21 protein-coding genes and 1 tRNA gene are annotated in these 23,636 nt (G+C 71.5%); 13 read left to right on the forward strand and 9 right to left on the reverse strand.

Annotated elements, in window-relative coordinates:
- Positions 1–38: 38 nt before the first annotated feature.
- Positions 39–1,319 (reverse strand): M6 family metalloprotease domain-containing protein, encoded by a 1,281-nt coding sequence (locus M1203_RS11980; RefSeq protein WP_374402736.1) that lies wholly within the window; start codon positions 1,317–1,319, stop codon positions 39–41.
- A 326-nt stretch (positions 1,320–1,645) separates the two neighbouring features.
- Between M1203_RS11980 and M1203_RS11985 the strand changes: the two genes are divergently transcribed.
- From M1203_RS11985 to M1203_RS11990, 3 genes are all read left to right on the forward strand, one after another.
- Positions 1,646–3,610, forward strand: coding sequence for an EAL domain-containing protein (locus tag M1203_RS11985; protein ID WP_249949571.1), 1,965 nt, complete (start codon positions 1,646–1,648; stop codon positions 3,608–3,610).
- Between the two features lie 232 nt (positions 3,611–3,842).
- Positions 3,843–3,971, forward strand: coding sequence for a hypothetical protein (locus M1203_RS38710; RefSeq protein ID WP_283958463.1), 129 nt, complete (start codon positions 3,843–3,845; stop codon positions 3,969–3,971).
- A 4-nt stretch (positions 3,972–3,975) separates the two neighbouring features.
- Positions 3,976–5,184, forward strand: a complete 1,209-nt coding sequence (locus M1203_RS11990; RefSeq protein ID WP_249949572.1) for a methyltransferase domain-containing protein — start codon at positions 3,976–3,978, stop codon at positions 5,182–5,184.
- Positions 5,185–5,297: 113 nt separating this feature from the next.
- Here the strand turns inward: M1203_RS11990 and M1203_RS11995 are convergent, their stop codons facing one another.
- From M1203_RS11995 to M1203_RS12005, 3 genes are all read right to left on the reverse strand, one after another.
- A complete protein-coding gene (locus M1203_RS11995) occupies positions 5,298–6,380 on the reverse strand; it encodes an LLM class flavin-dependent oxidoreductase (RefSeq protein WP_249949573.1) in 1,083 nt (360 codons plus the stop codon).
- Positions 6,381–6,521: 141 nt separating this feature from the next.
- Complete coding sequence (locus M1203_RS12000) at positions 6,522–7,256, reverse strand: decarboxylase (protein ID WP_249949574.1); 735 nt, start codon at positions 7,254–7,256, stop codon at positions 6,522–6,524.
- Entirely contained in the window at positions 7,253–8,155 is a 903-nt protein-coding gene (locus M1203_RS12005; protein WP_249949575.1) for a decarboxylase, read from the reverse strand. The genes M1203_RS12000 and M1203_RS12005 overlap by 4 nt, the downstream gene beginning before the upstream one ends.
- 230 nt (positions 8,156–8,385) lie before the next feature.
- Here M1203_RS12005 and M1203_RS12010 point away from each other — a divergent pair, with 230 nt between their 5' ends.
- Both M1203_RS12010 and M1203_RS12015 read left to right on the forward strand, forming a co-directional pair.
- Positions 8,386–9,336, forward strand: a complete 951-nt coding sequence (locus M1203_RS12010) for a D-2-hydroxyacid dehydrogenase (RefSeq protein ID WP_249949576.1) — start codon at positions 8,386–8,388, stop codon at positions 9,334–9,336.
- Positions 9,329–10,804: an amidase gene (locus M1203_RS12015; protein ID WP_249949577.1), complete on the forward strand. Its 1,476-nt coding sequence runs from the start codon at positions 9,329–9,331 to the stop codon at positions 10,802–10,804. Before M1203_RS12010 ends, M1203_RS12015 begins: the two co-directional genes overlap by 8 nt.
- On the opposite strand, the gene M1203_RS12020 is transcribed toward M1203_RS12015, so the two are convergent.
- On the reverse strand, positions 10,785–11,282 hold the full coding sequence (locus M1203_RS12020; protein ID WP_249949578.1) for a DUF3830 family protein: 498 nt from the start codon (positions 11,280–11,282) through the stop codon (positions 10,785–10,787). The genes M1203_RS12015 and M1203_RS12020 overlap by 20 nt on opposite strands.
- Positions 11,283–11,400: 118 nt before the next feature.
- Between M1203_RS12020 and ehuB the strand changes: the two genes are divergently transcribed.
- From ehuB to M1203_RS12050, 6 genes are all read left to right on the forward strand, one after another.
- Positions 11,401–12,303 carry an ectoine/hydroxyectoine ABC transporter substrate-binding protein EhuB gene (gene ehuB, locus M1203_RS12025; RefSeq protein ID WP_249949579.1) on the forward strand — a complete coding sequence of 301 codons (903 nt, stop codon included), beginning with the start codon at positions 11,401–11,403 and terminating at the stop codon, positions 12,301–12,303.
- Positions 12,300–12,974: an ectoine/hydroxyectoine ABC transporter permease subunit EhuC gene (gene ehuC / locus M1203_RS12030; protein ID WP_249949580.1), complete on the forward strand. Its 675-nt coding sequence runs from the start codon at positions 12,300–12,302 to the stop codon at positions 12,972–12,974. Before ehuB ends, ehuC begins: the two co-directional genes overlap by 4 nt.
- Complete coding sequence (ehuD, locus tag M1203_RS12035; protein WP_249949581.1) at positions 12,971–13,624, forward strand: ectoine/hydroxyectoine ABC transporter permease subunit EhuD; 654 nt, start codon at positions 12,971–12,973, stop codon at positions 13,622–13,624. Before ehuC ends, ehuD begins: the two co-directional genes overlap by 4 nt.
- Positions 13,614–14,390, forward strand: a complete 777-nt coding sequence (ehuA, locus tag M1203_RS12040; RefSeq protein WP_249949582.1) for an ectoine/hydroxyectoine ABC transporter ATP-binding protein EhuA — start codon at positions 13,614–13,616, stop codon at positions 14,388–14,390. The genes ehuD and ehuA overlap by 11 nt, the downstream gene beginning before the upstream one ends.
- Positions 14,391–14,570: 180 nt before the next feature.
- Positions 14,571–15,329 carry an IclR family transcriptional regulator C-terminal domain-containing protein gene (locus tag M1203_RS12045; RefSeq protein ID WP_249949583.1) on the forward strand — a complete coding sequence of 253 codons (759 nt, stop codon included), beginning with the start codon at positions 14,571–14,573 and terminating at the stop codon, positions 15,327–15,329.
- 92 nt (positions 15,330–15,421) lie between these two features.
- A tRNA-Lys gene (locus M1203_RS12050) sits at positions 15,422–15,495 on the forward strand.
- Between the two features lie 54 nt (positions 15,496–15,549).
- Here M1203_RS12050 and M1203_RS12055 read toward each other — a convergent pair.
- Together M1203_RS12055 and M1203_RS12060 are read right to left on the reverse strand one after the other, a co-directional pair.
- Positions 15,550–16,038, reverse strand: coding sequence for a phospholipase (locus M1203_RS12055; protein ID WP_249949584.1), 489 nt, complete (start codon positions 16,036–16,038; stop codon positions 15,550–15,552).
- 344 nt (positions 16,039–16,382) lie between these two features.
- A complete protein-coding gene (locus M1203_RS12060) occupies positions 16,383–17,690 on the reverse strand; it encodes a sensor histidine kinase (RefSeq protein ID WP_249949585.1) in 1,308 nt (435 codons plus the stop codon).
- Between the two features lie 132 nt (positions 17,691–17,822).
- Here M1203_RS12060 and M1203_RS12065 point away from each other — a divergent pair, with 132 nt between their 5' ends.
- The gene (locus M1203_RS12065) at positions 17,823–18,629 is read left to right on the forward strand and encodes an ABC transporter ATP-binding protein (protein WP_249949586.1); all 807 of its coding nucleotides are present in this window, start codon (positions 17,823–17,825) and stop codon (positions 18,627–18,629) included.
- The gene (locus M1203_RS12070) at positions 18,623–21,118 is read left to right on the forward strand and encodes an ABC transporter permease (protein WP_249949587.1); all 2,496 of its coding nucleotides are present in this window, start codon (positions 18,623–18,625) and stop codon (positions 21,116–21,118) included. Before M1203_RS12065 ends, M1203_RS12070 begins: the two co-directional genes overlap by 7 nt.
- Positions 21,119–21,230: 112 nt before the next feature.
- Here M1203_RS12070 and M1203_RS12075 read toward each other — a convergent pair whose 3' ends face one another.
- Entirely contained in the window at positions 21,231–21,818 is a 588-nt protein-coding gene (locus M1203_RS12075; RefSeq protein ID WP_249949588.1) for a lytic polysaccharide monooxygenase, read from the reverse strand.
- A gap of 156 nt (positions 21,819–21,974) precedes the next feature.
- Entirely contained in the window at positions 21,975–23,636 is a 1,662-nt protein-coding gene (locus tag M1203_RS12080; RefSeq protein ID WP_249949589.1) for an SPFH domain-containing protein, read from the reverse strand.

A 23,636-nucleotide genomic window follows, 5' to 3' on the forward strand; every position in this document is an offset into this window, starting at 1 on the left:
GGGGCTCCTTCATTTGCCCTGCCACCCCAGGGCCGGTCCTAGCGCGCGACCTCCGGGGTGATCTTGACGGTCCAGGCCCCCGTGGGCGTACGGTCCGCCACCTGCACCCGCGTCCGCTCCCCCTCCACCGTGAAGGTCTCGCCGACCCCCAGGGGCGCGTCGGCCAGCGGCGGATAGACCGACCGGTCCCAGCAGGCCTCACCGTCCGGGTGGGTGTCCACCACCTCGACCGGGCCGCCGCCCGACGCCGTCTCGCCGCGCACCCGGTAGATCAGCACCCCCTCGGTGCAGGTGTGCAGATCGTTGCCGGTCGCGGCGCGCGCCTCGATGGCCAGCGCGGTGTTCCGGCCGGTCCTGACGACGGCGAGCCGGGTCCCGACGCTCCCGCCGGGGGTGGGCGCCGCGGCGATCGGCTCCAGGGTGAGCAGGCTCGTGCCGGTGGGCTGCACGCACCGCACCTGCCGCTGGTCCAGCCAGCCGAGCTTCCACTTGTGCCAGCCGAAGAGATCGGGCGCCATCCCGAACTGGCTCCCCATCACATCCCAGTCGCCGACATAGGTGTCCCAGTCGCCCTTGCCGTCCGTGGGCCGGTGGTAGAGGTCCGCCAGATCGAAGACATGCCCGGTCTCGTGGGCCAGCACATTGCGGTCCGGCGGGTGCCGCTCGAAGACGGTGACGATACGCCGGATCTCCGTGCCGTCCGCCCGCATCGGCCGGTCGAAGTTGACCACTTTCGTGGCATCGGAGTCGACACCGGGCGCGTCCGGGTCGGCGACCAGATACACGACGTCGTAGCGCGAGAAGTCGACCGCCGGATCGGCCGCGGCCAGCGCGTCCCGCAGATAGGCCGTGCGCCGGGCGGGCTCCCAGTCACGCCTTATCCCGTAGTCGGTGGAGGCGTGCGGCATCCGGAACCACTGGAGCTGGGGGTGGGCGCGCAGTGCGAACTTCCCGTACGAAGCCTGTTCGTAGAAGCGGCTGGTGGCCGGGAAGTGATCGGCGGCCAGTTCGGCCGGGTCGGCCAGCGGCGCCGAGTCGGGAAAGGAGAGAAAGATCATGACCGCGTCGAGGACGCGGTCCGGGCGTGGATAGGAGGCGTTCCAGGTGTCGAGGCCGAGGGAGTGGTGGGCGGAGGTGCGCGGCAGGGCGCAGGGCCCTTCGGGGGCCGAGGCCCCCGCGGGCCCCGCGATCAGCGATGTGGCGGCGAGCGCCACGAGGGAGGTCACGGCGGCGGCGGTCCTGCGCAGTCGGGGCCGTTCCACTCCCCCGGGTGGCTGCGGACGCTCCACATCGACCTCCGTTTCCGGATTGGGGGACACCACTCCCACCTTGGGTCGTTTTGTATGACTCCGCCCTGTTCCGCTGCACCAGATGGGTGAGGGGGCTTGTGACCAGGGCGTCGACGACCCGACACCCCGACGCGTCACGGAAAGTCACAAGCGATCACGGCGGGCGCTCGCGGTGCCACAGACGTGCAGAAACGATCGCGCGGTGGCACGCCGGCGGGATTACGCTGCCTCTTCGCCGTCCTGGAGCTGGAATGGCCGCCCGGCCTGCCTCTATGATCGGCACACTTTCCCTGGCAGACCCGTCCCGACCACTCTGTACGACTCTGTACGACACGACTGCACCGCGGGAGCGAGCCGTGAGCGGAACCTCCGAAGGGCCGCGTCCAGCGGCGGTCGCGGCGGCCGGCATCGCACGGCCACCCGTTACGGAGCGTCATACCTTCGGCAGAACAGCCGCCGAGCCGCTGGACGGGCGTGACGCACACGCCCCGGGCGGCGCGCAGACGGCGGGCGATACAGACGCGGCGGACGACGCACCGGACTTCCGCGGCGCCTTCCGGGCCGCCGAACTCGCCATGGCCGTGCTCGACCACGAGGGCGCGGTCGTCAGCGTCAACGACGCGCTCGCCGTACTCCTCGACACCGAGCCCGCCGCGCTCAGGGGCCGGTCCGCGGCCGATCTCGTCGACCTCGCCTCCGACAGCCGCACCTGGGACGCCTACAGCGCGGTGCTTGAGCGCCGGCGCGCACGCTTCCGCTGCACACGCCGGCTCAAACACCCCGACGGACGGACTCTCTGGGCGGAGGTCACCGTCGTCCCCGTACCGGAAAGTCGCGGTGCGCTGCTCTCGATCGCGGACATCAGCGACCGGCGCGAGCTCCAGGCGCGGCTGCGCCATCTCCAGATGCACGATCCGGTGACCCGGCTGCCCAACCGCACCCTGTTCTTCGAACGGCTCTCCTCCGCGCTGGAGGCGTCGACGTACGACGGCGTGACGTACGGCGTGACGTACGGCGTGTCCCCGGCCCATCCGGACCGCCGGCCGTACGGCGATGGCAGAACAGGGCGGATCGGGCTGTGCTACCTCGATCTCGACGGCTTCAAGGCCGTCAACGACACGCTCGGCCACCGCACCGGCGACCGGCTGCTCGCCGCCGTCGCGACCCGGCTCACCGAATGCGCCGACCAGGACGGCTACACCCGCAGCGGCGGCCATCTGGTCGCCCGGCTCGGCGGGGACGAGTTCGCGATCCTCGTCGAGGACTCCACCGGTACGGAACAACTCGCCGATCTGGCCCGCTCCGTACTCACCGCGCTCCAGCGCCCCTTCGATCTGGCCGGGCAGCGGCTCTCGGTCTCGGCGTCGATCGGGGTCGTGGAGCGGGCCGTGGAAGGCACCACCCCGACCGGTCTGATGCAGGCCGCCGACACCACGCTGTACTGGGCGAAGGCCGACGGCAAGGCCCGCTGGACCCTCTTCGACCCGGAGCGCAACGCCCACCGGATGACCCGGCAGGCGCTCACCTCGACGCTGCGGCCGGCCGTGGAGCGCGAGGAGTTCGTGCTCCAGTACCAGCCGCTGGTGGGGATGGCCGACGGGGTCGTGCGGGGGGTGGAGGCGCTGGTGCGCTGGAACCACCCGCAGTTCGGGACCCTGGCGCCGAATCGGTTCATCGGGATCGCCGAGGAGGACGGGTCGATCGTGCAGCTCGGCCGCTGGGTGCTGCGTACGGCGTGCCGCCAGGCGAGACGGTGGCAGGTGGACCATCCGCACACCCGGCCGCTCTTCGTCAGCGTCAATGTCGCTGTACGCCAGGTCTGGGACTCCGACCTGGTCGCGGACGTGGCGGAGATCCTGGCGGAGACCGGTCTCGCGCCGCAACTGCTGCAACTGGAGCTGACGGAGTCCGCGGTGATGGGCTCGGCGGGCCGGCCCCTCCAGGCCCTCCAGGCGCTGAGCGACATGGGCGTACGGATCGCCATCGACGACTTCGGCACCGGCTACTCGAACCTCGCGTATCTCAGCAGGCTGCCCGTCTCGGTCCTCAAGCTGGACGGCTCGTTCGTCCGTGGTTTCCGTTACGACGAGGGCGTCCATCCGAGCCCAGCCGACGAGACGATCGTGGAGGCCCTGATCCAGCTCGCGCACCGGCTGGGGCTGACGGTCACCGCGGAGTGCGTGGAGACCTCGGGCCAGGCGGCCCGGCTCCAGCGGATCGGCTGTGACACGGGGCAGGGCTGGCTCTTCTCCCGTCCGGTGGCGCCGGAGCGGATCGCGGAGATGGTCGCGGTCAGCCCGAGAGGCATGGAGAGGCCGTAGAGGTGTGGAGAGGCATGTGACGGCCTCTCACGCCCCGGCGTGACGACCGTACGTGCGCGCCCTACCCGAACGGATGGGCCCTTGGCTGGCGGGGACTCGCCATTCGTTCGGGTGGCCTTGCCGCTGGTCCGGGCGCTGGGTGATCGTGGAAGGGCGTCCCGGTGTCTGTCCCGCCGGTGTCCCGCCGGGGCGTGAGACCACGACAGCGGCGGAGACGACGGGGGCGAAAGACATGGGCTGGGAAACGGGCAGGGCCGGCGGCGGGGGCGAGGGCAAGCACGCGGGCGGCAAGGATCCCGGTACGGCGAAGCCGTCGCCGGACACGGCTCAGCCCAGGCCCGGACCGAAGCACGGCAAGTAGCGCGGTGACGGATGCCGGGCGGGGCACGCCCCGTACAGGCGCCGCCGAGCGGGCCGCCATGCGGGGGCTGCTCGACGGGTTGCGCGGTGCCCTGGCCGGGCCGCTCGCGCCGGAGTGGGAGCGTGCCTTCTGGGCGGTGCCTCGGCACCGGTTTCTGCCGGAGAGGGTCTGGGTCGACGAGGATCTGACGGCCTGTAGCCGAGGGGCGGCGCCGGACCACTGGCTGCGCGCCGCGTACGCGAACGGGCCGGTGGTGACGCAGATCAATGACGGCCGGGATCCTGGCGACGGCGAGCGCCGGGCCTCGTCCTCGGCGTCGGCACCGTCGATCGTCTTCCGTATGCTGCGCCTGCTGGGGGTGGAGGACGGGCACCGCGTGCTGGAGATCGGCACCGGAACCGGCTGGAACGCCGGGCTGCTGGCGCATCGGCTCGGCGGTGAGCGGGTGACCACCGTCGAGCTGGATCCCCTGCTCAGCGCGCGGGCCGCGCGTCAGCTTCGCACGGCCGGTCTGGAGCCCCGGATCGTCACCGGTGACGGCACGGCGGGGTACGCGCCCGGCGCCCCGTACGACCGGGTCGTGGCCACCTGCTCCGTACGGCGGGTGCCGCGCGCCTGGCTGGAGCAGACCCGGCCGGGCGGGGTGATCCTCACACCCTGGGAATCACCCTGGTTCTGCTTCGGGTTGCTGCGGCTCACCGTCCGGGACGACGGCAGCGCCTCCGGCCGGTTCTCGCCGCACTCGGCGTTCATGCTCATCCGCAACCAGCGCACGGACCTGCGGATCTACCGCGATGTCGTGGAGGACGACCAGATACCGGAGCGGTCCGCCACGGAGCTGTGCCCCTGGGCGGTGGCGGGCGACGATCCGGCCGCGCGCTTCGCCATCGGCCTGCGGCTCCCGGACATCTGGCGGGCCTGGCACGACAACCCGGATGTGCATGGCGTGGCGTCCCGGCTCTGGCTCGCCACCACCGACACCACGTCCTGGGCGGCCGTCGACTGGGACGGCCGGACGGACCACCGGCTCACGGTCTGGCAGTACGGCCCGCGTCGGCTGTGGGACGAGGTCGAGGCCACCTACCGATGGTGGCTCCGGGCCGGCAGTCCGGGCCCGGAGCGCTTCGGTCTGACCGTCGCCCCTGACGGCGGGCAGACACCATGGCTCCACACCCCGGCCGGGGTGCTGAGGTCGGGGACGGGCGAGTCATAGCGGTGGCTCCGGGACCGTCCCCGGTGACCCCGGACGGCCCCCGCGCCCCTGGGACCGTCCCCGTGCCCTTGGGACGGTACCGGGAGAGAGTCCGAGAGTCCGGTCCCGGGGCGTCAGGCAGGCAGGCCGTACGCGTCCGCGATCAGCTCATAGCTGCGCAGCCGCTCCTCGCCGCTGTGCGCGTGGGCGGTGAGCATCAACTCATCGGCGCCCGTGCGCTTCTGAAGGTCGTTGAGGCCGTCGCGGACCGCGTCCGCGGTGCCGTGCACGATATTGACCAGCCAGTTGTCCACGAACTCCTGCTCCATCGAGCTGAACCGGTACGCCTCGGCCTCCTCCGGTGTCGGGACCAGCCCCGGCCGGCCGGTGCGCAGCTGGACCATGGAGAGGGCGCCGGACATGACCTGGCGGCGGGCCTCACGCTCGTCGTCGGCGGCCAGGGCCGAGACGCCGATCAGCGCGTAGGGGGCGTCGAGGACGGCGGAAGGGCGGAAGGACTCCCGGTACAGGTCGAGCGCCGGGATGGTGTTCTGCGCCGAGAAGTGGTGGGCGAAGGCGAACGGCAGCCCCAGCACCCCGGCCAGCCTGGCGCTGAAGCCGGAGGAGCCGAGCAGCCAGATCGGCGGCCGGCCCACGGGGCCCTGGACGGGGCCGGGCACCGCGTGGATACGGGAGTACGGGTGGCCGTCGGGGAAGTCGTCGTCCAGGAACCGGGTCAGCTCGGCGAGCTGCTGCGGGAAGTCGTCGGCGCCTTCGTTCAGCCGGTCGGTGCGGCGCAGCGCGGCGGCCGTCGCCCCGTCGGTGCCGGGCGCGCGGCCGAGGCCCAGATCGACCCGGCCCGGGGCGAGCGCCTCCACCGTGCCGAACTGCTCGGCGATCACCAGCGGGGCGTGGTTGGGCAGCATCACACCGCCCGAGCCGAGCCGGATGCGTTCGGTGTGGGCGGCGAGATGAGCGAGGATCACGGCCGGGGAGGACGAGGCGACGCCCGGCATGGAGTGGTGCTCGGCGACCCAGTGCCGGTGGTATCCCCTGCGCTCGGCGAGCTTCGCGAGCGCGACGCTCGTCCGGAGCGACCGGGTGGCCGTGGAGCCACTGCCCACCGTGACCAGATCCAGTACCGAGAGGGGTACGGGCGCGGTGCCGTGCGCCGTGCCCCTGATGCCGTCCGTCGTGCCTCGGCTCGCGTCGTCCACCGGTCAGACCCTCCTGCGTATCGAATACGTACAGAAGGGCTACAACAGGAGGGGGACTCCGGTTATTCCCGCGCCACGCCGCTCGTTCCCCGGGCCGTCGGCGCGGGGCCTCGTCACCGTCGGCGCGGGGCCTCGTCGCCGTCAGCGCGGGGCCTCGTACTCCCGGCCTTCGAACAGCTTCCCCAGCCGGGGCCCCCACGCCCTGCGCCGCGCGAGCCGCAGCCCCTCCCAGACCGTCACCTGGTTCGCGGTGAGGACCGGCTTGCCAAGGATCTCCTCCAGCTCGGACAGATACGCGATCGTGTGCAGGGCCGTGTCCGGGAGCAGGACGACCTCCGCGTCCGGATGGTCGCCCGCGCGGGCCAGTTCGAGGACCTGCTCCCGCTCCCAGGTGCCGACCTCGGCCGCGGTGATGATGCCGCTCGCCCGGTCCGAGACGACCTCGATCGCCGCCGCCTTGAGGAAGGCGGCGAAGTACGCGGTGACATCCGCCGGATAGGTGGCGGCGACGGCGACCCGTGAGGCGCCCAGCGCGCGTACGGCGTGGGCGAAGGCGAACGACGTGCTCGACGCCGGCAGTCCCGCGGCGGTGGCCAGGGCGCGGGTCTGCTTATGGGCGCCCTCCCACCCGTAGATGAAACTTCCGCTGGTACAGGCCCAGACCACGGATTCGGCACCGGCGAGGCGCAACTCCTCCACCCCCTTGGCGAGCCGTTCGTCCGCCCCCATCCGGAGCAGCGCGTCGACGCGGTGGGCGTCCTCGCCGATATCGGTGTGGACGACGGGCAGCCGGATGTCGCTGCCGAACATCATCTCGATGCGGGGGTAGTCGTCCTCGGCCGAATGCCCGGGGTAGAGGAGTCCGACGGTGGTCATGTCCATCCTTCCGTATCTTCCGGCAGCGGCTCCGCCGACGGGGCGGTCTGCCCCTGCGGGGCGACCCCGACCGGGCCGACCGGCCCGATCGGCGCTGCCGGTGACACGGGCGCGACCGGGGGCAGGGGCTCCACCCGCGGCAGCGCCGGGACCTCGGGCGTCGAGGGCCGATCCAGCAGCAGCGCCTGGTACGGACCGACGGCGTGTGCCCCGAGCCTGCGCAGTGCCGCCCACATCGTCACCTGGTTGGCGGACAGGACGGGCATCCTCAGCTCGGCCTCCAGCTGGGGAATCGCGTCGTACGTCGGCAGATTCGTACAGCTGATGAAGAGCGCGTCGGCCGCCCCGACAACGGCCTGTCGCGCCATGTCCACGACCGAGCGGTACGGCACCTTCCAGATGTGCCGGGTCAGCCCCAGAAAAGCGCGACCCGTCACAGTTACCCCGACCTCACCCAGATACTCCTCCAGCGACTGGGTGACCGACTCCGTATAGGGCGTGACCAGCGCGATACGGCCGACGCCCAGCTCCGTCAGTGCCTCGACCAGGGCGCCCGAGGTGGTGAGCGAGGGGACCTCACCGGCGCGGGTCATCGCCTCGCACATGGCGCGCTCGCCGGCCGCGCCGCCGACGAAGCTGCCGGAGGTGCAGGCATAGGCGATGACCTCGGGCTCCGAGGCGCCGAGCGCCCTGACCGCCTCGCCCAGGGTCTCGTGCTCGCTGACCAGCCGGGCGAGGTCGAGGGAGACCTCGACCGGCACGTATGGCGTGCGGGTGACGCGCAGGGAGATGTCGTCCGGCACCCACCGCCACAGTTCACGGTCGAGTGCGAAATCGAAGGGAGCCACCACGCCGACACCGCGCTGGGGCTCCGGACCACCCAGAAAGGAGACTTCCATGACATGCCCCCTTGTCGGGTATCAGGCTCTTGTTGACGACGGTAGGAGCAAGGTGCGAGCGTGGTCAATCAGCCCATCTCAGACGTTGCACGGATTTTTCCCGAGGGAAATCCCGAGGGAACCCCGCCCGGCCCGATCCTCGGCGGATTCCCGCCCGTTCCCGGCGGATCCCGTCCGGCTGCCCGGCGAACCCGCCGACGGTCAGGCCCCCGGCAGAAGGGCTCCTCCTCATGCCAGCACCTACCCTCCTCGTCCTGGCCGCGGACCCTCCGCCACGGCTGGGCCGGCTCACCGGAAAGGCACGGATCCGCTCCGTCGACGAAACCGATCTGGCGGCCGAACTCCCGCACGCGGACGCCCTGCTGGTCTGGGACTTCACCTCCGACGCGGTACGGAACGCCTGGCCGGGCGAGGGACCGCGGCCCGGCTGGGTACACACCGCGAGCGCCGGGGTGGACCGGCTGCTCTGTCCCGAGCTGGTCGCCTCCGACACGGTCGTGACCAATGCCCGGGGCATTTTCGAGGCGCCGATCGCGGAGTATGTGGCGGGCCTGGTGCTCGCCATGGCGAAGGACCTCCCCGGCACGCTGGAGCTCCAGCGCCAGCGCCGCTGGCGCCATCGCGAGGGCCTTCAGGTCGCGGGCAGCCGGGCGGTCGTGATCGGCGCGGGCCCGATCGGCCGGGCCGTGGCCGACACGCTGCGGGCGCTGGGCGTGACGGTGGCCGTCACCGGCCGTACGGCACGCCCCGGCGTGCACGCCGCCGACCAGCTGGACCGGCTGGTGATCCGGGCCGACTGGGTGATCTCCGCGGCGCCGCTCACGGACGCCACACGCGGCATGTTCGACGCGCGGCTCTTCGGCCTGATGCAGCCTTCCGCCCGCTTCATCAATGTGGGCCGAGGTCAGCTCGTGGTGGAGGACGATCTCGTCGCCGCGGTGTCGAAACGGTGGATCGCGGGCGCGGCGCTCGATGTCTTCGCACGGGAGCCGCTGGCCGCGGACGACAGGCTCTGGGACGTCCCCGGCCTGATCGTCTCCCCGCACATGAGCGGGGACACGGTCGGCTGGCGCGACCGACTGGGCGAGCAGTTCGTGGAACTTTATAAACTTTGGGCCGCTGGAAAGCCGCTGCCGAACGTGGTGGACAAGAAACGTGGGTACGTCCCCATGCATGACTGATCTCACGACCGACCCCACGCGTCTCACCGACCTCACCGCGCGTCAGCTGCTGGCCGGCTACGAGAGGGGAGATTTCTCGCCGCTCGACGCGACCCGTGCCGTGCTGGACCGGATCGAAGCGGTGCAGCCGCTGGTCAACGCCTTCGTACGGGTGGACGCGGAGGCGGCGCTCGCCCAGGCGGAGGCGTCCACCGCCCGCTGGCGCGGGAGGGAGCCGCGGGGGCTGCTCGACGGGGTCCCGGTCTCGGTGAAGGACATCTTCCTCCAGCGCGGGAGTCCCACCCTGCGCGGCTCACGGACCGTACGGGCCGAGGGCGCCTGGGACGAGGACGCGCCGGCGGTGGCGCGGCTGCGGGAACACGGCGCGGTCCTCGTCGGCAAGACCACCACGCCTGAGTTCGGCTGGAAGGGGGTCACCGACTCACCGCTGAGCGGGGTGACCCGTAATCCGTACGATCCCTCCCGGACGTCGGGCGGGTCCAGTGGCGGCAGCGCGGCGGCCGTGGCGCTGGGCGCGGGTCCGCTCTCCATCGGTACGGACGGCGGCGGCTCGGTCCGTATCCCGGCCTCCTTCTGCGGGATCTTCGGGTTCAAACCGACCTACGGCCGGGTGCCGCTCTATCCGTCCAGCCCGTTCGGCACGCTCGCGCACGCCGGGCCCATGACCCGGGACGCGGCGGACGCCGCGCTGCTGATGGATGTGATTGGCGGCGCCGACTGGCGGGACTGGTCACAGCTCGCCCCGGCGCCGAGCCTCTACGCCGCGCTTACGGGGGGCGCGGGGCGTACGGGGGCGGAGGGCGCGGGCGCGGGCGCCGTCAAAGGATTGCGGATCGCGTACTCGCCGACCTTCGGCAATCAGGTCCCGGTGCGCCCGGCGGTGGCCTCGGCCGTACGGCGCGCGGTGGGCCGGCTCGCCGAGCTGGGGGCGTATATCGAGGAGGCCGATCCGGACATCACGGATCCGGTGGAGGCCTTCCACACCCTGTGGTTCAGCGGCGCGGCCCGGCTGGTGCAGCCGTTCGGCGCGGAGCAGCGGCAGCTGCTCGATCCGGGGCTGCGGGAGATCGTCGCGCTCGGTGAGCGCTACAGCGCGCTGGACTATCTCGCGGCGGTCGACGCGCGGATGGAGCTGGGCCGGCGGTTCGGCCGGTTCCATGAGTCGTACGACCTGCTCGTCACACCGACGCTGCCGATCACCGCGTTCGAGGCGGGCCGGGAGACACCTCGGGGCTCGGGCCAGCGGCGCTGGACGGGGTGGACGCCGTTCACGTACCCGTTCAATCTGACGCAGCAGCCCGCCGCGAGCGTGCCGTGCGGGGTGGACGAGGACGGGCTGCCGATCGGCTTGCAGCTGGTCGCCGCCCGGCACGCGGACGCGCTGGTGCTGCGCGCCGCGCACGCGCTGTACGAGTCGGGGGCCGCGCCCGGCATTCCCGGCCCGGGGCCTACTCCCGCCGGAAGCTGAGCGTCTCGCCGATGGCGCCCGCGCGCCACAGGTCCTGGCAGGCCTCGGCCATCCGGTCGAGGCCGTCCACCACCGTCCCCCAGACGATGCCGGGGATCCAGCCCATGTCCCCGTTGATCAGGAGATTGTTGCGCTCGTAGAAGAGCGCGAGGTCCACGACGGTGCGCCGGCCGCGCACCGCCTTCTCGTCGTAGCCGTACGACGACGTGCCCAGCTCCGTGTCGGAGAAGGTGAAGTAGCAGAGGTCCCCGGGGATCGGGGTCACGGTCGGATTCTCCAGCGGTGGTTCCTCGGCGGCGAAGGCCGGAAAGAGCGCGTAGATCTCATTGCGCGCGTACTTCGCGTGGTACACGTCCGAGCCCAGCGGCAGCGCCTCCCACACCGCCGCGCAGGTCACCGGGGCCCGGTCATCGAGGAGTTTCGCGGTGCAGCGCACCCCGCGCTTGTCGAGCGACACAGTCACAAATCGGTCGGCCATGCCCTCATGGTCCTCGTCTGATCCACTGAGTCAAGGCCACAGACCGGGCGCGGGCCGGTCTCAAGATCGGCTCGAATTGATGTGCATAACCCGTATGGAGTCGGGTAGCCGCGCGCCCATGGCTTCACCACCAGAACACGACAAGGAAAGAACCGCGAAACGCCCCTTGGGCCGCCGGTCCCTTCTGCTGGGCACGGCGGCGCTGGGTGCCGCGGGGGCGCTCGGCGCCGCCGGCTGCGGCAGGATTCCCTCCGGTGACACACTCGCCCGGCTGAAATCGCAGCGCACGGTGCGGCTCGGTATCGCGGGCGAGGCACCGTACGGATTCATCAACGACCAGGGCGATTTCACCGGTGAGGCGGTGGAGCTGGCGAAGGTGATCTTCAAACGGCTCGGCGTCGGCGCCGTACAGCCCGTGGCCACCGATTTCTCCTCGCTGATACCCGGCCTCAACTCGCAGCAGTTCGATGTCGTCTCGGCCGGGATGTACATCAACAAGGAGCGCTGCGCGCAGGTCATCTTCGCCGATCCCGAGTACCAGATGCTCGACTCGTTCATCGTGCGCAAGGGCAACCCCAAAGGGCTGCGCTCGTACCAGGACGTGGTGCGGACCAAGGCGAAGATCGCCACCGGCACCGGCTACGCGGAGATCGACTACGCGATATCCGCCGGGGTCCCCGAGAACGAACTCGTCATCCTCCAGGACCCGGTCGCGGGGCTGAACGCGGTCGAGTCCGGCCGGGTCGACGTATTCGCGGGCACCGCGCTCACCGGCCGCGAAGTGGTGAAGAAGAGCGACAAGGCGGAGGCCACGGAGCCGTTCGCGCCGCTCGTGGACGGCGAGAAGAAGATCGACGGCGGCGGATTCGCCTTCCGCCCCACGGATATCGCTCTCCGGGACGCCTTCAATGTCGAGATCCACAAGATGAAGAAGAGCGGCGAGCTGCTCCGCGTCCTCAAGCCGTTCGGCTTCACGGAGGCGGAGATGACCACCCTGACCGCAGAGGAGCTGTGCGCATGACAGCCGGCCTCTGGACCCAGTGGGTGCTGCCCGGTATCTGGATCACGATCCAGCTCACGCTGTACAGCGCCGCGCTCGCCGCCGCCGTGGCCTTCACCGTCGGTACGGCCCGTACGCACCGCTCGCGCTTCGTCCGCTTCCTCGCGGGCCTCTACACCGAGATCTTCCGGGGCACCTCGGCGCTGGTGCTGATGTTCTGGCTGTTCTTCGTCATGCCGGGCCTGTTCGGCTGGGCCCTGGTCCCGATGTGGGCCGCCGTGCTGGCGCTGGGCCTGTCGTACGGGGCGTACGGCGCCGAGGTCGTACGCGGCGCCCTGAACTCCGTGGCACCGGCGCAGCGCGAGGCGGGCATCGCCCTGAACTTCTCCCCCTGGCAGCGCATGCGGCTGATCCTGCTGCCCCAGGCGATCCCGGAGATGATCCCGCCGTTCTCCAATCTCCTCATCGAACTGCTGAAGGGCACCGCGCTGGTCTCCCTGCTCGGTGTCGCCGATGTGTCGTTCGCCGCCTATCTGGTGCGGCTGGCCACCCAGGAGAGCGCACAGATCTACTCGGTGACGCTGGTGATCTATTTCGTGCTCGCGTTCGTCCTGGCCCGTGGCATGAAGACACTTGAGCGCAGGACCAAGGCCGGGATCGGCATCACGGCGACACCGGGAGGCACCCGATGAACAGTTGGGACTGGTCCGCCGTCGCGGACTTCATGCCACGCTTCTGGGACGGCCTGCTCCTCACCCTTCAGGTGCTGGTGCTCGGCTCGCTGCTCTCCTTCACGCTCGGTCTGGTCTGGGCGATCGGATTCCGGGCGCCGGCACGTTTCGTCCGGTGGCCGGTCAATGTCATCACCGAGTTCATCCGGAACACCCCGCTGCTCGTGCAGCTGTTTTTCTTCTTCTTCGTGCTGCCCGAATGGGGTGTGCAGTTCTCCGGGATGACCACCGGCACGATCGCGATCGGTCTGCACTATTCGACGTACACCGCCCAGGTCTACCGCGCCGGTATCGACGCGGTACCCATCGGTCAGTGGGAGGCGGCCACCGCACTCAGCCTGCCGACGGGCCGTACCTGGATGGCGGTGATCCTGCCGCAGGCGATCCGGCGGATCGTGCCCGCGCTGGGCAATTACGTCATCTCGATGCTGAAGGACACGCCGCTGCTCGCCGGAATCAGTGTGCTGGAAATGCTCCAGCAGTCCCGGCTGGAGAGCGCGACCACCTTCCAGTACACCGAACCGCTGACCGTGGTCGGTGTCGCCTTCATTCTCATCGCCTATCCGGCTTCTCTTCTCATGCGAGCCCTGGAGCGTCGTCTTGTCCGCTGACATATCCACCACCGAAATCACCGATCCGGCGGGCGAGCTGATCCGTTTCGAGAATGTCACCAAGCGGTTCGGAAAGAACACCGTGCTGGACGATCTCTGTTTCTCCGTGCGGCCCGGAAAACATGTGACCCTGATCGGCCCTTCCGGCTCGGGCAAGACGACGATCCTGCGGCTGCTGATGACTCTCGTCAAACCGGACGAGGGCGTGATCACCGTCAGTGGCGACAGACTCTTCCCCGCCGACAACAAGCATGTCCGTGAGGTGCGCAAGAACATCGGCATGGTCTTCCAGCAGTTCAATCTCTTCCCCAACATGAATGTGCTGCGCAATGTCACCGAGGCCCCGGTGAAGGTGCTGGGGCTGAGCAAGGACGAGGCGGAGGAGCGCGGCCGTGAGTTGCTCGATCTGGTCGGCCTCGGCGACCGCTGCGCGGCGAAGCCGACCCAGCTCTCGGGCGGCCAGCAGCAGCGGGTGGCGATCGCCCGCGCGCTGGCGATGCGCCCGAAGATCCTGCTGCTCGACGAGGTCACCTCGGCGCTCGACCCCGAACTGGTCGCGGGCGTACTCGACGTGCTCCGGGACATCGCACGCACCACGGACATCACGATGCTCTGTGTGACCCACGAGATGAACTTCGCCAGGGACATCTCCGACGACGTCCTGATGTTCGACGCGGGCAAGGTCATCGAATCGGGCCCGCCGGAGAGGATCTTCGCCGAGCCGGAGCACGAACGTACCCGCGAGTTCCTGGGCGCGGTGCTCTGACCTCGTATCGCGGGCCTCGCATGGCGAGAGATGAGTATGCCGCTGGCATATGCCAGGGCGATACCGCGCAGCCCAGAGCGCCGATCCGCCCGCCCCTTATGGGCAACCGCCGCCCCGGCAAAGGCTCTTGACGGCTATCGTGGTGCGGGAGCTTGCGGTCACAACCTGCTGGGGGGAACCGTGGTGCTGAAGCCGGAACCGACCGCGCCGTTCCATTCGGTGCGGTACGTGCTGCGCGTGCTGGAGGCCGTGTCCAAGTACGGCGGCGGGGTGACCGAGGCCCGGATAGCCCGGGAGAGCGGGCTGCCGGCCGGCCATCTGGCTCCCCTGCTCTCCATGCTGCGGCGCGAGGGATACGTGGAGCAGGTCGCGGACGGCGCGTATGTGATCGGCGACTCGCTGGCCCTGCTCGGCACCGGCGCGGCCCGGCAGCGGGCCCTGGCGGACAGGCTCCAGAACACCCTGGACGAGCTGCGCGACTCGGTCGGGGCGGCCGTCTACCTCAGCCGCTACATCGACGGTGAGATCAAGGTCACCCAGGTCGCCGACGGCCCGCTGACGCCCGCGGTCAATGAGTACGTGGACTTCCGCGCCACCGCCCACGCCAGCGCGATCGGCAAGTGTCTGCTGACCCAGCTGGACAGGGACGGCCGCCGGGACCATCTGGACCGCCACAAGATCGCCCGGTTCACCTCCCGGACGATCACCAGCGAGCGGCTGCTGTTCTCCCGGCTCGACAGCCAGGCGCCGACGGTGCCGGTGCTCGATCTTCAGGAGTACGCGCTGGGGACGGTCTGCGCCGCGGTCCCGCTGACGGCGGGCTCCACCGTGGGCTGCCTGGCGCTGTCGCTGCCGGTCGAGCACGCCCATCGGCTGCGGGTGGCGGCGGAGACCCTGAACCGCCGGGCGGCGCCGCTGGCCCTCTCGCTGACGATCTAGTGCCGGGAGGGGCACTAGTGCCGCTCCGGGTGGTCCTCCGGGCGGTGGTCCTGAGCACCCCGGACCACCAGGTATTATTTTCGAGTCAGCAGGCGCCGCTAGCTCAGTTGGTTAGAGCAGCTGACTCTTAATCAGCGGGTCCGGGGTTCGAGTCCCTGGCGGCGCACAGACAGAGGAAGGCCCCTCGCGCAAGCGGGGGGCCTTCCCTCGTTCAGGATCCTCAGGCCACGGACCTCGAACCGTCCACCATCGGGCTCACGCCGAAGATGTCGACCGCGTGGTAGTACGTCCACGCCAGCCCGTCACAGGACACCTTCGTGGCGCCCGAGTACCCCGAGCACACCCGCTTCAGGTCCGCGTAGAACGCGGAGTCGAGGCGCGCCTTGTTCGCCGGGAACTGGCCGGCCGCCTTGTAGTTGCGGTAGCCGAAGTCGTGGCGGGCACAGGCGGTCTGGAACGGGAAGCCGAAGGGGTTGTCCGGAGAGGACGAGCAGTAGTCCGTGGACCAGTCGAAGCCATAGGCCGACCACGCGCCCTGGTTCCCCCGGGCCGCGACCCAGGAGTTGTAGCTGGCGGCGGACTCCTGGGTCCAGTTGCTGAGGACCTGGGGCTTGTCGGCCGGGGCGGCGGCGGCCTGAGAGGCCGTCACCAGGGAGGCGGCGAGGGCGAGTACGGCTGAGGCGAGCGGAAGTGCCAGACGTCGACGCATGACGGTGATCCTCCGGGCGAGGTATGGGGGGACATGGGGGGACAGACGCTCCGCGCCCGGGTGGGCACGGAGCGTCCAAAGAGTGAGCGGCGCGGCTGTCGCATGGGTCTACGCGCGATGACCGACGCGGGAATGGTCCCCCAAATCCCGGCGTCGGCAAACCCCTCGGGCGGCGAACTCCCGGATGACGGAGTTCAGTTGACACATCCGTCCCTCGATGACCGATCTGCGCTCGGCGCCGGGACGGAGAGACGGACAGGACGGACAGGACGGAGGGCACGGAGGGGACAGACAGGACGGTCAGGACGGTCAGGACGGACAGGACGCCCGACCGGATGCCCGGACTACTCGTCGACTCCCTTGACCGGACAGGGGATTTCGACCCGCAGGACGGTCGGGCCGCCGGCCGGGCTGGACAGCGAGAGCCCCCCGTCCAGCACGGAGACGCGGTCGGCCAGCCCGGTCAGCCCGCTTCCCCCGCCCGCGCGGGCACCGCCGTCACCGTCGTCCTCGATCTCCAGCACCAGCCGCCCGTCACCGTACCGGCCGAAGACGGTGACATGGCTCGCCCCGCTGTGCCGTGCCGCGTTCGCCAGCGCCTCGCACACCACGAAGTACGCGGTGGCCTCCACCGCGTCGGGGAATCGCCGGGCCTCTTCGATCCGTACCTCCACCGGCAGCGCGGAGCGGTCCGCCACGTCCGCGACCGCCGCCGCGAGTCCGTAGTCGGTGAGGACCTTGGGGTGTATGCCCCGGATCAGTTCGCGCAGTTCCGCCAGCGCCTCGCCGGCCTCCTGGTGCGCCGCGTCGATACGGTCGGCGACCGGGCCGGGCGGTGCGTCGAGCCGGGCCAGCCCCAGCGTCATGGTCAGCGCGACGAGTCGCTGCTGGGCGCCGTCGTGCAGATCTCGTTCGATCCGGCGCCGCTCCGCCTCGAAGGCGTCCACCAACCGCACCCGGGACCGGCTCAGTTCGACGACCCGCTGCCCCAGCGCGGTCTCCCGGGGCGCTATCAGGAGCCGGGTCAGTCCGGCGCGGGCGCCGGCCAGCACGCCCAGCGCGTAGCAGCAGACCGCGAGGAAGAGCAGCCCGAGCACGGCGAACGTGTACGCCATGGGCCAGGAGGTGACCGTCCACACCTTGACGACCTTCACCTCCTCGCCCTCCCCCACGGTGGCCAGCAGGATCGGTGTGGCGACCATGGCGAGCGGCAGCAGCAGACAGAGGACGACGGCGATGGCGTCGAGCGGCCACAGCACCAGGGCGAGGAGCACGGCGTACCCCAGCTCCCGCCAGGTCGACCGCTCCTGGAAGCGGGTCCGCAGCCAGGGCCACAGCCCCGGTTCGGCGGGCCGGCCATGCGGATCGGCGGCGGGCCGCTCATCGATCAGCCGCGTCCTGAACCGCTCCAGCCGGGCCACCGGCAGTCCGCCGAGCGCCGCCAGGGCGAGGAGCGGCAACCCGATCAGTACGAGGGAGAGCACCCCGCCCACGGCGATGACGGCCACCGCCACCACCAGCACGGCGATCCCGACCGGTACGCCGCTGAGCAGATACGCCGCCGATCGCCACGGCCAGGGCGAGAGCGCGAAGTCCGGCCGGGCCAGGGCCTGCCACAGGGTGCGGGAGCGGGTGTCGGGGCGGGAGCGCATGGGAGGACCGTAGAAGGCGAACCGCGGTACGGGCCATCCATGCGGCCGGAGTATCCGAGGTAGGGCCTGCCCTACCTCAGGACTATGTCCCGCACTGGTGTGCCGGGCGCCACACGGCGGTCGAATTGTTCCATGACCCACGACATGGCCGACGACACACCTCGCGACAGCCGCGACGCGCGCCGCGACGCACTCGGCGACACGCAGCGCGACGCGATTCGACTGCGCTCCGTGCGCAGGATCCACGGATCGGGGGACAGCGCTGTCGCCGCCCTCGACGAGGTCTCCCTCGCGTTCCCCCGCGCCACCTTCACCGCCGTGATGGGTCCCTCCGGCTCCGGCAAGTCGACACTGCTCCAGTGCGCGGCCGGTCTCGACCGGCCCACCTCGGGGTCCGTGTCCATCGGCGGGACGGAACTGACGGAGCTGACCGAGAGGAGGCTGACCCTGCTGCGCCGGGACCGTGTCGGCTTCGTCTTCCAGTCGTTCAATCTGCTGCCCTCGCTGACGGCCGAACAGAATGTGACGCTGCCGCTGCGGCTCGCCGGGCGCGGGGTCTCGCGGGCCCGGGTACGGGAGGTACTGGACCGCGTCGGTCTGGCCGACCGCGCCAAGCACCGCCCCTCCGAGCTCTCGGGCGGCCAGCAGCAGCGGGTCGCGCTCGCCCGCGCCCTGATCACCCGCCCCGAGGTGCTGTTCGCCGACGAGCCGACCGGGGCGCTGGACTCACGGACCGGCCGTGAGGTGCTGGGCATGCTGCGCTCCCTGGTCGACCGGGACGGCGCCACGATCGTGATGGTCACCCATGACCCGGTCGCCGCCTCGTATGCCGACCGTGTCGTCTTCCTGGTCGACGGACGGGTCAGCGGCGAGCTGCCGGCGCCGTCCGCCGAGGAGATCGCCGCCCGGATGACCACGCTGGAGGCCGTGCCGTGCTGAGCGTCGCCCTGCGCACGCTGCGCAGCCGCTGGACCACGTTCGTGGGCAGCTTCGTCGCGCTCTCCTTGGGGGTCGGGCTGATCGCGACGATGGGGCTCGCCCTGGCCGCGAGTCTGGACGCGCCCGAGCGCCGCCCCGAACGGTTCGCGGCGGCGCCGGTCGTGGTGAAGGGCGCGGACACCCTGCGCGTACCGACCCGGATCGGGGACCGGGTCGCGAAGCTGGCCAGTCCTCGGTCCGTACCGCCGTCCCTGGCGGCGGAGTTGGCGACCCTGGGCCGTACGGTCGAGGACCGTACGTTCCCGGTGCGGGTGGCGGGCGGGCCGGCCGGGCTGGTCGGTCACCCCTGGTCCACGGCCGCCTTCGCGCCGTACCGCGTCGACAGCGGCCGGGCGCCGAGGGCGGCGGACGAGGCCGTGGCCACCGGCGACTGGACCGCGCCGGGCCAACGGGTGCGTACCGACCGGGGGACGGTGACGATCGTCGGTACCGTCCGGGATCTCGGCTTCGAGCGGGCGCTCTTCTACCCCGACGCGCGCGCCGCCCAACTGTCGCCGCGTGTGGATCAGTTGGTGGTGGACGCCGATCCCCGGGCGGTACGGGAGAAGGTGGCGGGCTCGGCGGACGCGACGGGCGTACGGGTGCTCACGGGCGCCGCCAGGAAGGACGCGGACGCCGATCCGGAGCGCGACAGCGAGGCGCTGGTCACGGTGAACGCGATGCTCGGCACGGCGGCCGGGGTCACCGGTTTCGTCTCGGTCTTCGTGGTCGCGTCGACGTTCGCCTTCGCGGTCGCGCAGCGGCGCCGGGAGTTCGGGCTGCTGCGCACGGCGGGCGCCACCCCCGGCCAGATCCGGCGCATGGTGCTGGCCGAGGCGATGGTGGTGGGGGTGGTGGCCTCGGCGGCGGGCTGCGCGCTGGGCGCGCGGGGAGCGCCCCTGCTGGCGGCGTGGCTGGTGGACGGCGGGCTCGCGCCGCGCTGGTTCGCCATCGGGTCGTCCACCTGGCCGTATCAACTGGCTTTCTGGACGGGTCTGTTCGTGGCGCTCTCGGGCGCGGTGGCCGCGTCGCGGCGCGCCGGGAAGACCGGGCCCATGGAGGCGCTGCGTGACGCGGCGGTGGACACCGGGACCATGACCCGGGGCCGGTGGCTCTTCGCCGCGGGGCTGCTGCTGGTGGGGATCGGGCCCCCGGTCCACGCCCTGCTGACCGAACCGGGCGGTCTGCTCGGCCGTAAGTCGTACACGAGCGGGCCGATGCCGCTGATCGTCGCGTGCGCGCTGCTCGCGCCGGTCCTGGTGCCTCCGCTCGCCCGGCTGATCGCCTGGCTGCCCGCCCGGCTGCCGGGCGCGACCGGCCTGCTGGTACGGGAGAACGCGGCCACCGGGGTACGGCGCACCGCGGCCGTCGCCGCGCCCGTGCTGGTGACGGTCGCGCTGACGGGCTCCCTGCTCGGGGCCACGGCGACGCTCGACGGGGCGGAGGCACGGGAGATCCGGCAGCGGACCACGGCGGATTTCGTGATCTCGGAGCCGGGCGGGGCGGACGCGACCGGGCAGGACTCGGTCGGACCCGGCTTCGACGCCGCGACGGTGGAGCGCGTACGGCGAGTCCCCGGCGCCGTGGTCTCCCCCACCGCCGCGAGCGCCGTCCACGTACTGGAGGACGGGGTCGCGCTGATCCGGTCCGACGCCCGCGCGGCCGATCCGGCGGCGCTCGCGGAGACGGCCCGGCTGCCGCTCGCCGCGGGCCGGGTGACCGATCTGGACGACCGCTCGATCATCGTCAACGAGGAGTGGGAGCGGCACACGGTCGGCGAGTCCGTGGCCGTATGGCGGGCGGACGGTACGCGGACCACGCTGCGGATCGCCGCCGTCATGCGCGTCGGGACCGGCGGCAACGGGGTGTACGTGACGCCGCGCAACGCTCCGGGCGCGTCCGTCGACCGGATCGACGTACGGCTCGCGGAGGGCGCCGACGCGAGCGCCGTGGCGGCCGGTCTGCGCGCGGCGGCCGGGCGCTCGGGCGGGCAGGTGTTCACCAAGGACGCGTGGGTGGCGGCCAGTTACCCCGAGACCGACGGCAGAACGCGCGCGGGGTTTCTGCTGGTCCTCGGCATCGCGCTGCTCTACACCGGGATCTCCCTGGTGAACACCCTGGCCATGGCGGGTTCCGACCGGGGGCGGGAGCTGGCCGCGCTCCGGCTCGCGGGCGCCACCGCGCCTCAGGTGCTACGGCTCGTCGCGGCGGAGGCGCTGCTGGTCGTGGCGGTCGGGACCGTGCTCGGCACGCTGGTCGCCGGGGTCGGTCTGGCCGGGTTGTGGGGCGCGCTGGGCGTCCTGCACGCGGGCTCCGCGCTCATACTGCCGTGGCACGCGCTCGGCGCGGCGGCGGGCGCGTGCGCGGTGCTCGCCACGGTCTCGGCGGTCGTACCGGCCGCGCTCTCCCTGCGCGGGCGGCCGGTGGAGTACGCGGGCGCGCGCGAGTGACACGAGCCTCGGGGAGCGCGGACCGCACGACGGCGGACCGTGAAGAGCCACGCTCCCCGAGGTCCTACTGATTCCTACTGGTTACTTCTGGTTCCTGCCTCTGAGGCATGCCTCAGAACTGGACGTCGGAGCAGGCGTAGAACGCGTTCGACGTGTCAGCGATGGTCCAGACAGCCACGATCAGGTGCCGGCCCGACTTCGAAGGCAGCGTGCCCGAGTGCGACAGCGTCGCGGGCGGCTGCTGGTTGTTGTACGGCACCGTCAGGAACGGCTGGGAGTCGAGGGCCGCACGGGTGACCGGTGCGTTCGAGTTCCATCCGTTCTTGGTGATGTAGTACTTGAAGTCGGTCGTGGCGTGCCGGGCGGTGAACTGCCAGCGGAAGTTGTAGCTCTGGCCGCTCGATACCTTGGTGGTGGGCCAGGCACCGCCGCGCGGGTCGTCGAGCTGCGCGAACTGGCCGAGACCGCCGGAGCAGATCTTGCCGTCGGCGGGACCGCCGGCCGGGAAGCCCTTCGGCCCCTCGACGCTCTGCGGTTCCCACTGGATGTTGCCGCAGTTGGTCACCGTGCCGTTGGCACAGAGCTTCTGGCGGCTGATGGGGGAGTCGGTGTAGCCGTGGCTGCTGGCGCTGCCGGTGGCGAGCAGGGAGACGCCCGCGACCGCGAGGCCGACCACGGCCGCGCCAATCTTCTTTCGCATGCTTCGCTCCAGAGAACGTGGGGAGTTCGGTGAGCCGTGCTGCGCGCGTGCAGGGTGAGCACATCTGCGGTCTAGACCAAGTCCTAGAGTATGGACAGAACTTGACCGTGTCCATAACAAGTACGAGCCAGGTCCAGACCAATTAGCGCCAGCCGGTCACCATTTCTCCGCGACGCCCTGGCGTCCCGTGCAGAACGCGACGGTGAGGTCCTTGACCAACGCCTTGCGCTCGTAGTCGTCCAGCTCCACGAGGCCCCGCGAGGTGAGCCGGTTCACGGTGTCGTGCACCGCGTCGACCACCGAGGTCAGCACGGTGTCCCGGTGCTTGGCGTCGATCGCCGCGATCCGGCTGCGCCGCATCGCCTCCGCGATCTCCGGCGCGTACTCGATCCGGGTCGGCTGCGCGGAGAAAACATCGACGCCGACCGGCCGGCACTCCGCCGACAGCATCCTGGTCAGGGAGTCGCCGACGGCCTCGGCGTCGCGCAGCGTCGGCGCCTCGTCGTGGAACGCGTCGGCGGGCAGCTGCGAGAGGACCCGTGCCATCGCCGCCTCGACCTGCTCGCGCAGATACGCCTCATGGTCCGGGACACCGAGCGCCGCGCGTACGGTGTCCCGCACCCGCCAGATCACCAGCACGACGACCCGCAGCGCGGTGCCGTTCGAGTCGACCGCCGGCATCGGCTCGCTGCGCCAGTGCCGCAGCCGTACGTCCACCCCCCGGCGCAGCAGCAACGGGCTCACCCACAGCAGTCCCGTACGCCGCACGCTGCCCCGGTAGTCACCGAAGAGCGTCAGCACCCACGCCTGGCCGACCCGGCTCCGGCCGAGCCCGCCGAAGGCGAGGAGCACGACGGTCACCCCCAGCGCGAGCAGGGCCCACTGGCCGAGCCCGATGCCGTGGTACGGGCGCCACGGCAGTCCGAGCACCCTGGACGCGCCGTCCGGTACGGCACCGGTCATCCACACCACCACCGCGCAGGCGATCAGCGCCACGCAGCCGACGAGGGCGGCGGCCCAGCCGGGCAGGACCGGCCCCGGCCGTTCGACGAGCTTCGGGTCCGCGGGCGGCGCCGTGCGCGTCGGCGCGACGGGCATGGGCGCGGGACCGGGCACCCGGCGGATCCGTGGCTGCTCCCCGGTCCCCCACCGGCGTCCGACGACGGTGGGCCTGACGGGGGGTCCGGCGGGGTGTCCGGTGGGCTGTCCGGCGGGGTGTCCGGCGGGGTGTCCGGTGGCTTCGAGCTCGTCGGCCTCGTCGCGGAAGAGGAGATGGACGGGGATCTCCTGTGTGCTGTCGCCCACGATGAGCGGGCTCCACCGGGGGTGCCCGGCGGTACGTACGAAGGGAGCGGCCCCCGCGGCGGGCATCTGGGCGCCGAAGGCCGCCAGCACCGGTCGGCCGGCGGATGTGTCCTCTTGATCGCCCTTCCCGAGGAACACCGGCTCCGAGAAGCGGGCGTGGTCGCTTCCGCCGTCCCCACCGGAGTCGTCGGGGGCCGGGATCTCCGGTACGAGCTCCGCCGTGTCCTCGACGGACGGCTCGACGGACGGCTCAACCAACCGCTCGACGGACGGCTCGACGGACGGCTCAACCGATGGCTCGACCGATGGCTCGGGCATCGGCCCTGGCATCTGCGCGGACTCGGGCCGGTGCGCGACCTGGGGCTCGGGGTGAGGATCGGGGTGGAGGTCGGGCCGGTGCTGGAGCTCGGGCTCAGGCTCGGATACGTGCTCGGCCGGGGGCGGTGTGCGCCGTACCGTGAACACCCCCCTCAGGTCGTCCTCGTCGTCGTTCGGCCGCCAGGTCGTCGTCAT

The sequence above is a fragment of the Streptomyces sp. 35G-GA-8 genome, assembly GCF_023534745.1.
Taxonomy (GTDB): domain Bacteria; phylum Actinomycetota; class Actinomycetes; order Streptomycetales; family Streptomycetaceae; genus Streptomyces.

Coding starts and splice junctions, on each gene's coding strand:
- M1203_RS38710 (WP_283958463.1), top strand. CDS start 3,843: ATGGGCTGGGAAACGGGCAGGGCCGGCGGCGGGGGCGAGGGCAAGCAC.
- M1203_RS12000 (WP_249949574.1), bottom strand. CDS start 7,256: ATGACCACCGTCGGACTCCTCTACCCCGGGCATTCGGCCGAGGACGAC.
- M1203_RS12005 (WP_249949575.1), bottom strand. CDS start 8,155: ATGGAAGTCTCCTTTCTGGGTGGTCCGGAGCCCCAGCGCGGTGTCGGC.
- M1203_RS12010 (WP_249949576.1), top strand. CDS start 8,386: ATGCCAGCACCTACCCTCCTCGTCCTGGCCGCGGACCCTCCGCCACGG.
- M1203_RS12015 (WP_249949577.1), top strand. CDS start 9,329: ATGACTGATCTCACGACCGACCCCACGCGTCTCACCGACCTCACCGCG.
- M1203_RS12020 (WP_249949578.1), bottom strand. CDS start 11,282: ATGGCCGACCGATTTGTGACTGTGTCGCTCGACAAGCGCGGGGTGCGC.
- ehuB (WP_249949579.1), top strand. CDS start 11,401: ATGGCTTCACCACCAGAACACGACAAGGAAAGAACCGCGAAACGCCCC.
- ehuC (WP_249949580.1), top strand. CDS start 12,300: ATGACAGCCGGCCTCTGGACCCAGTGGGTGCTGCCCGGTATCTGGATC.
- ehuD (WP_249949581.1), top strand. CDS start 12,971: ATGAACAGTTGGGACTGGTCCGCCGTCGCGGACTTCATGCCACGCTTC.
- M1203_RS12055 (WP_249949584.1), bottom strand. CDS start 16,038: ATGCGTCGACGTCTGGCACTTCCGCTCGCCTCAGCCGTACTCGCCCTC.
- M1203_RS12060 (WP_249949585.1), bottom strand. CDS start 17,690: ATGCGCTCCCGCCCCGACACCCGCTCCCGCACCCTGTGGCAGGCCCTG.
- M1203_RS12065 (WP_249949586.1), top strand. CDS start 17,823: ATGACCCACGACATGGCCGACGACACACCTCGCGACAGCCGCGACGCG.
- M1203_RS12075 (WP_249949588.1), bottom strand. CDS start 21,818: ATGCGAAAGAAGATTGGCGCGGCCGTGGTCGGCCTCGCGGTCGCGGGC.
- M1203_RS12080 (WP_249949589.1), bottom strand. CDS start 23,636: ATGACGACGACCTGGCGGCCGAACGACGACGAGGACGACCTGAGGGGG.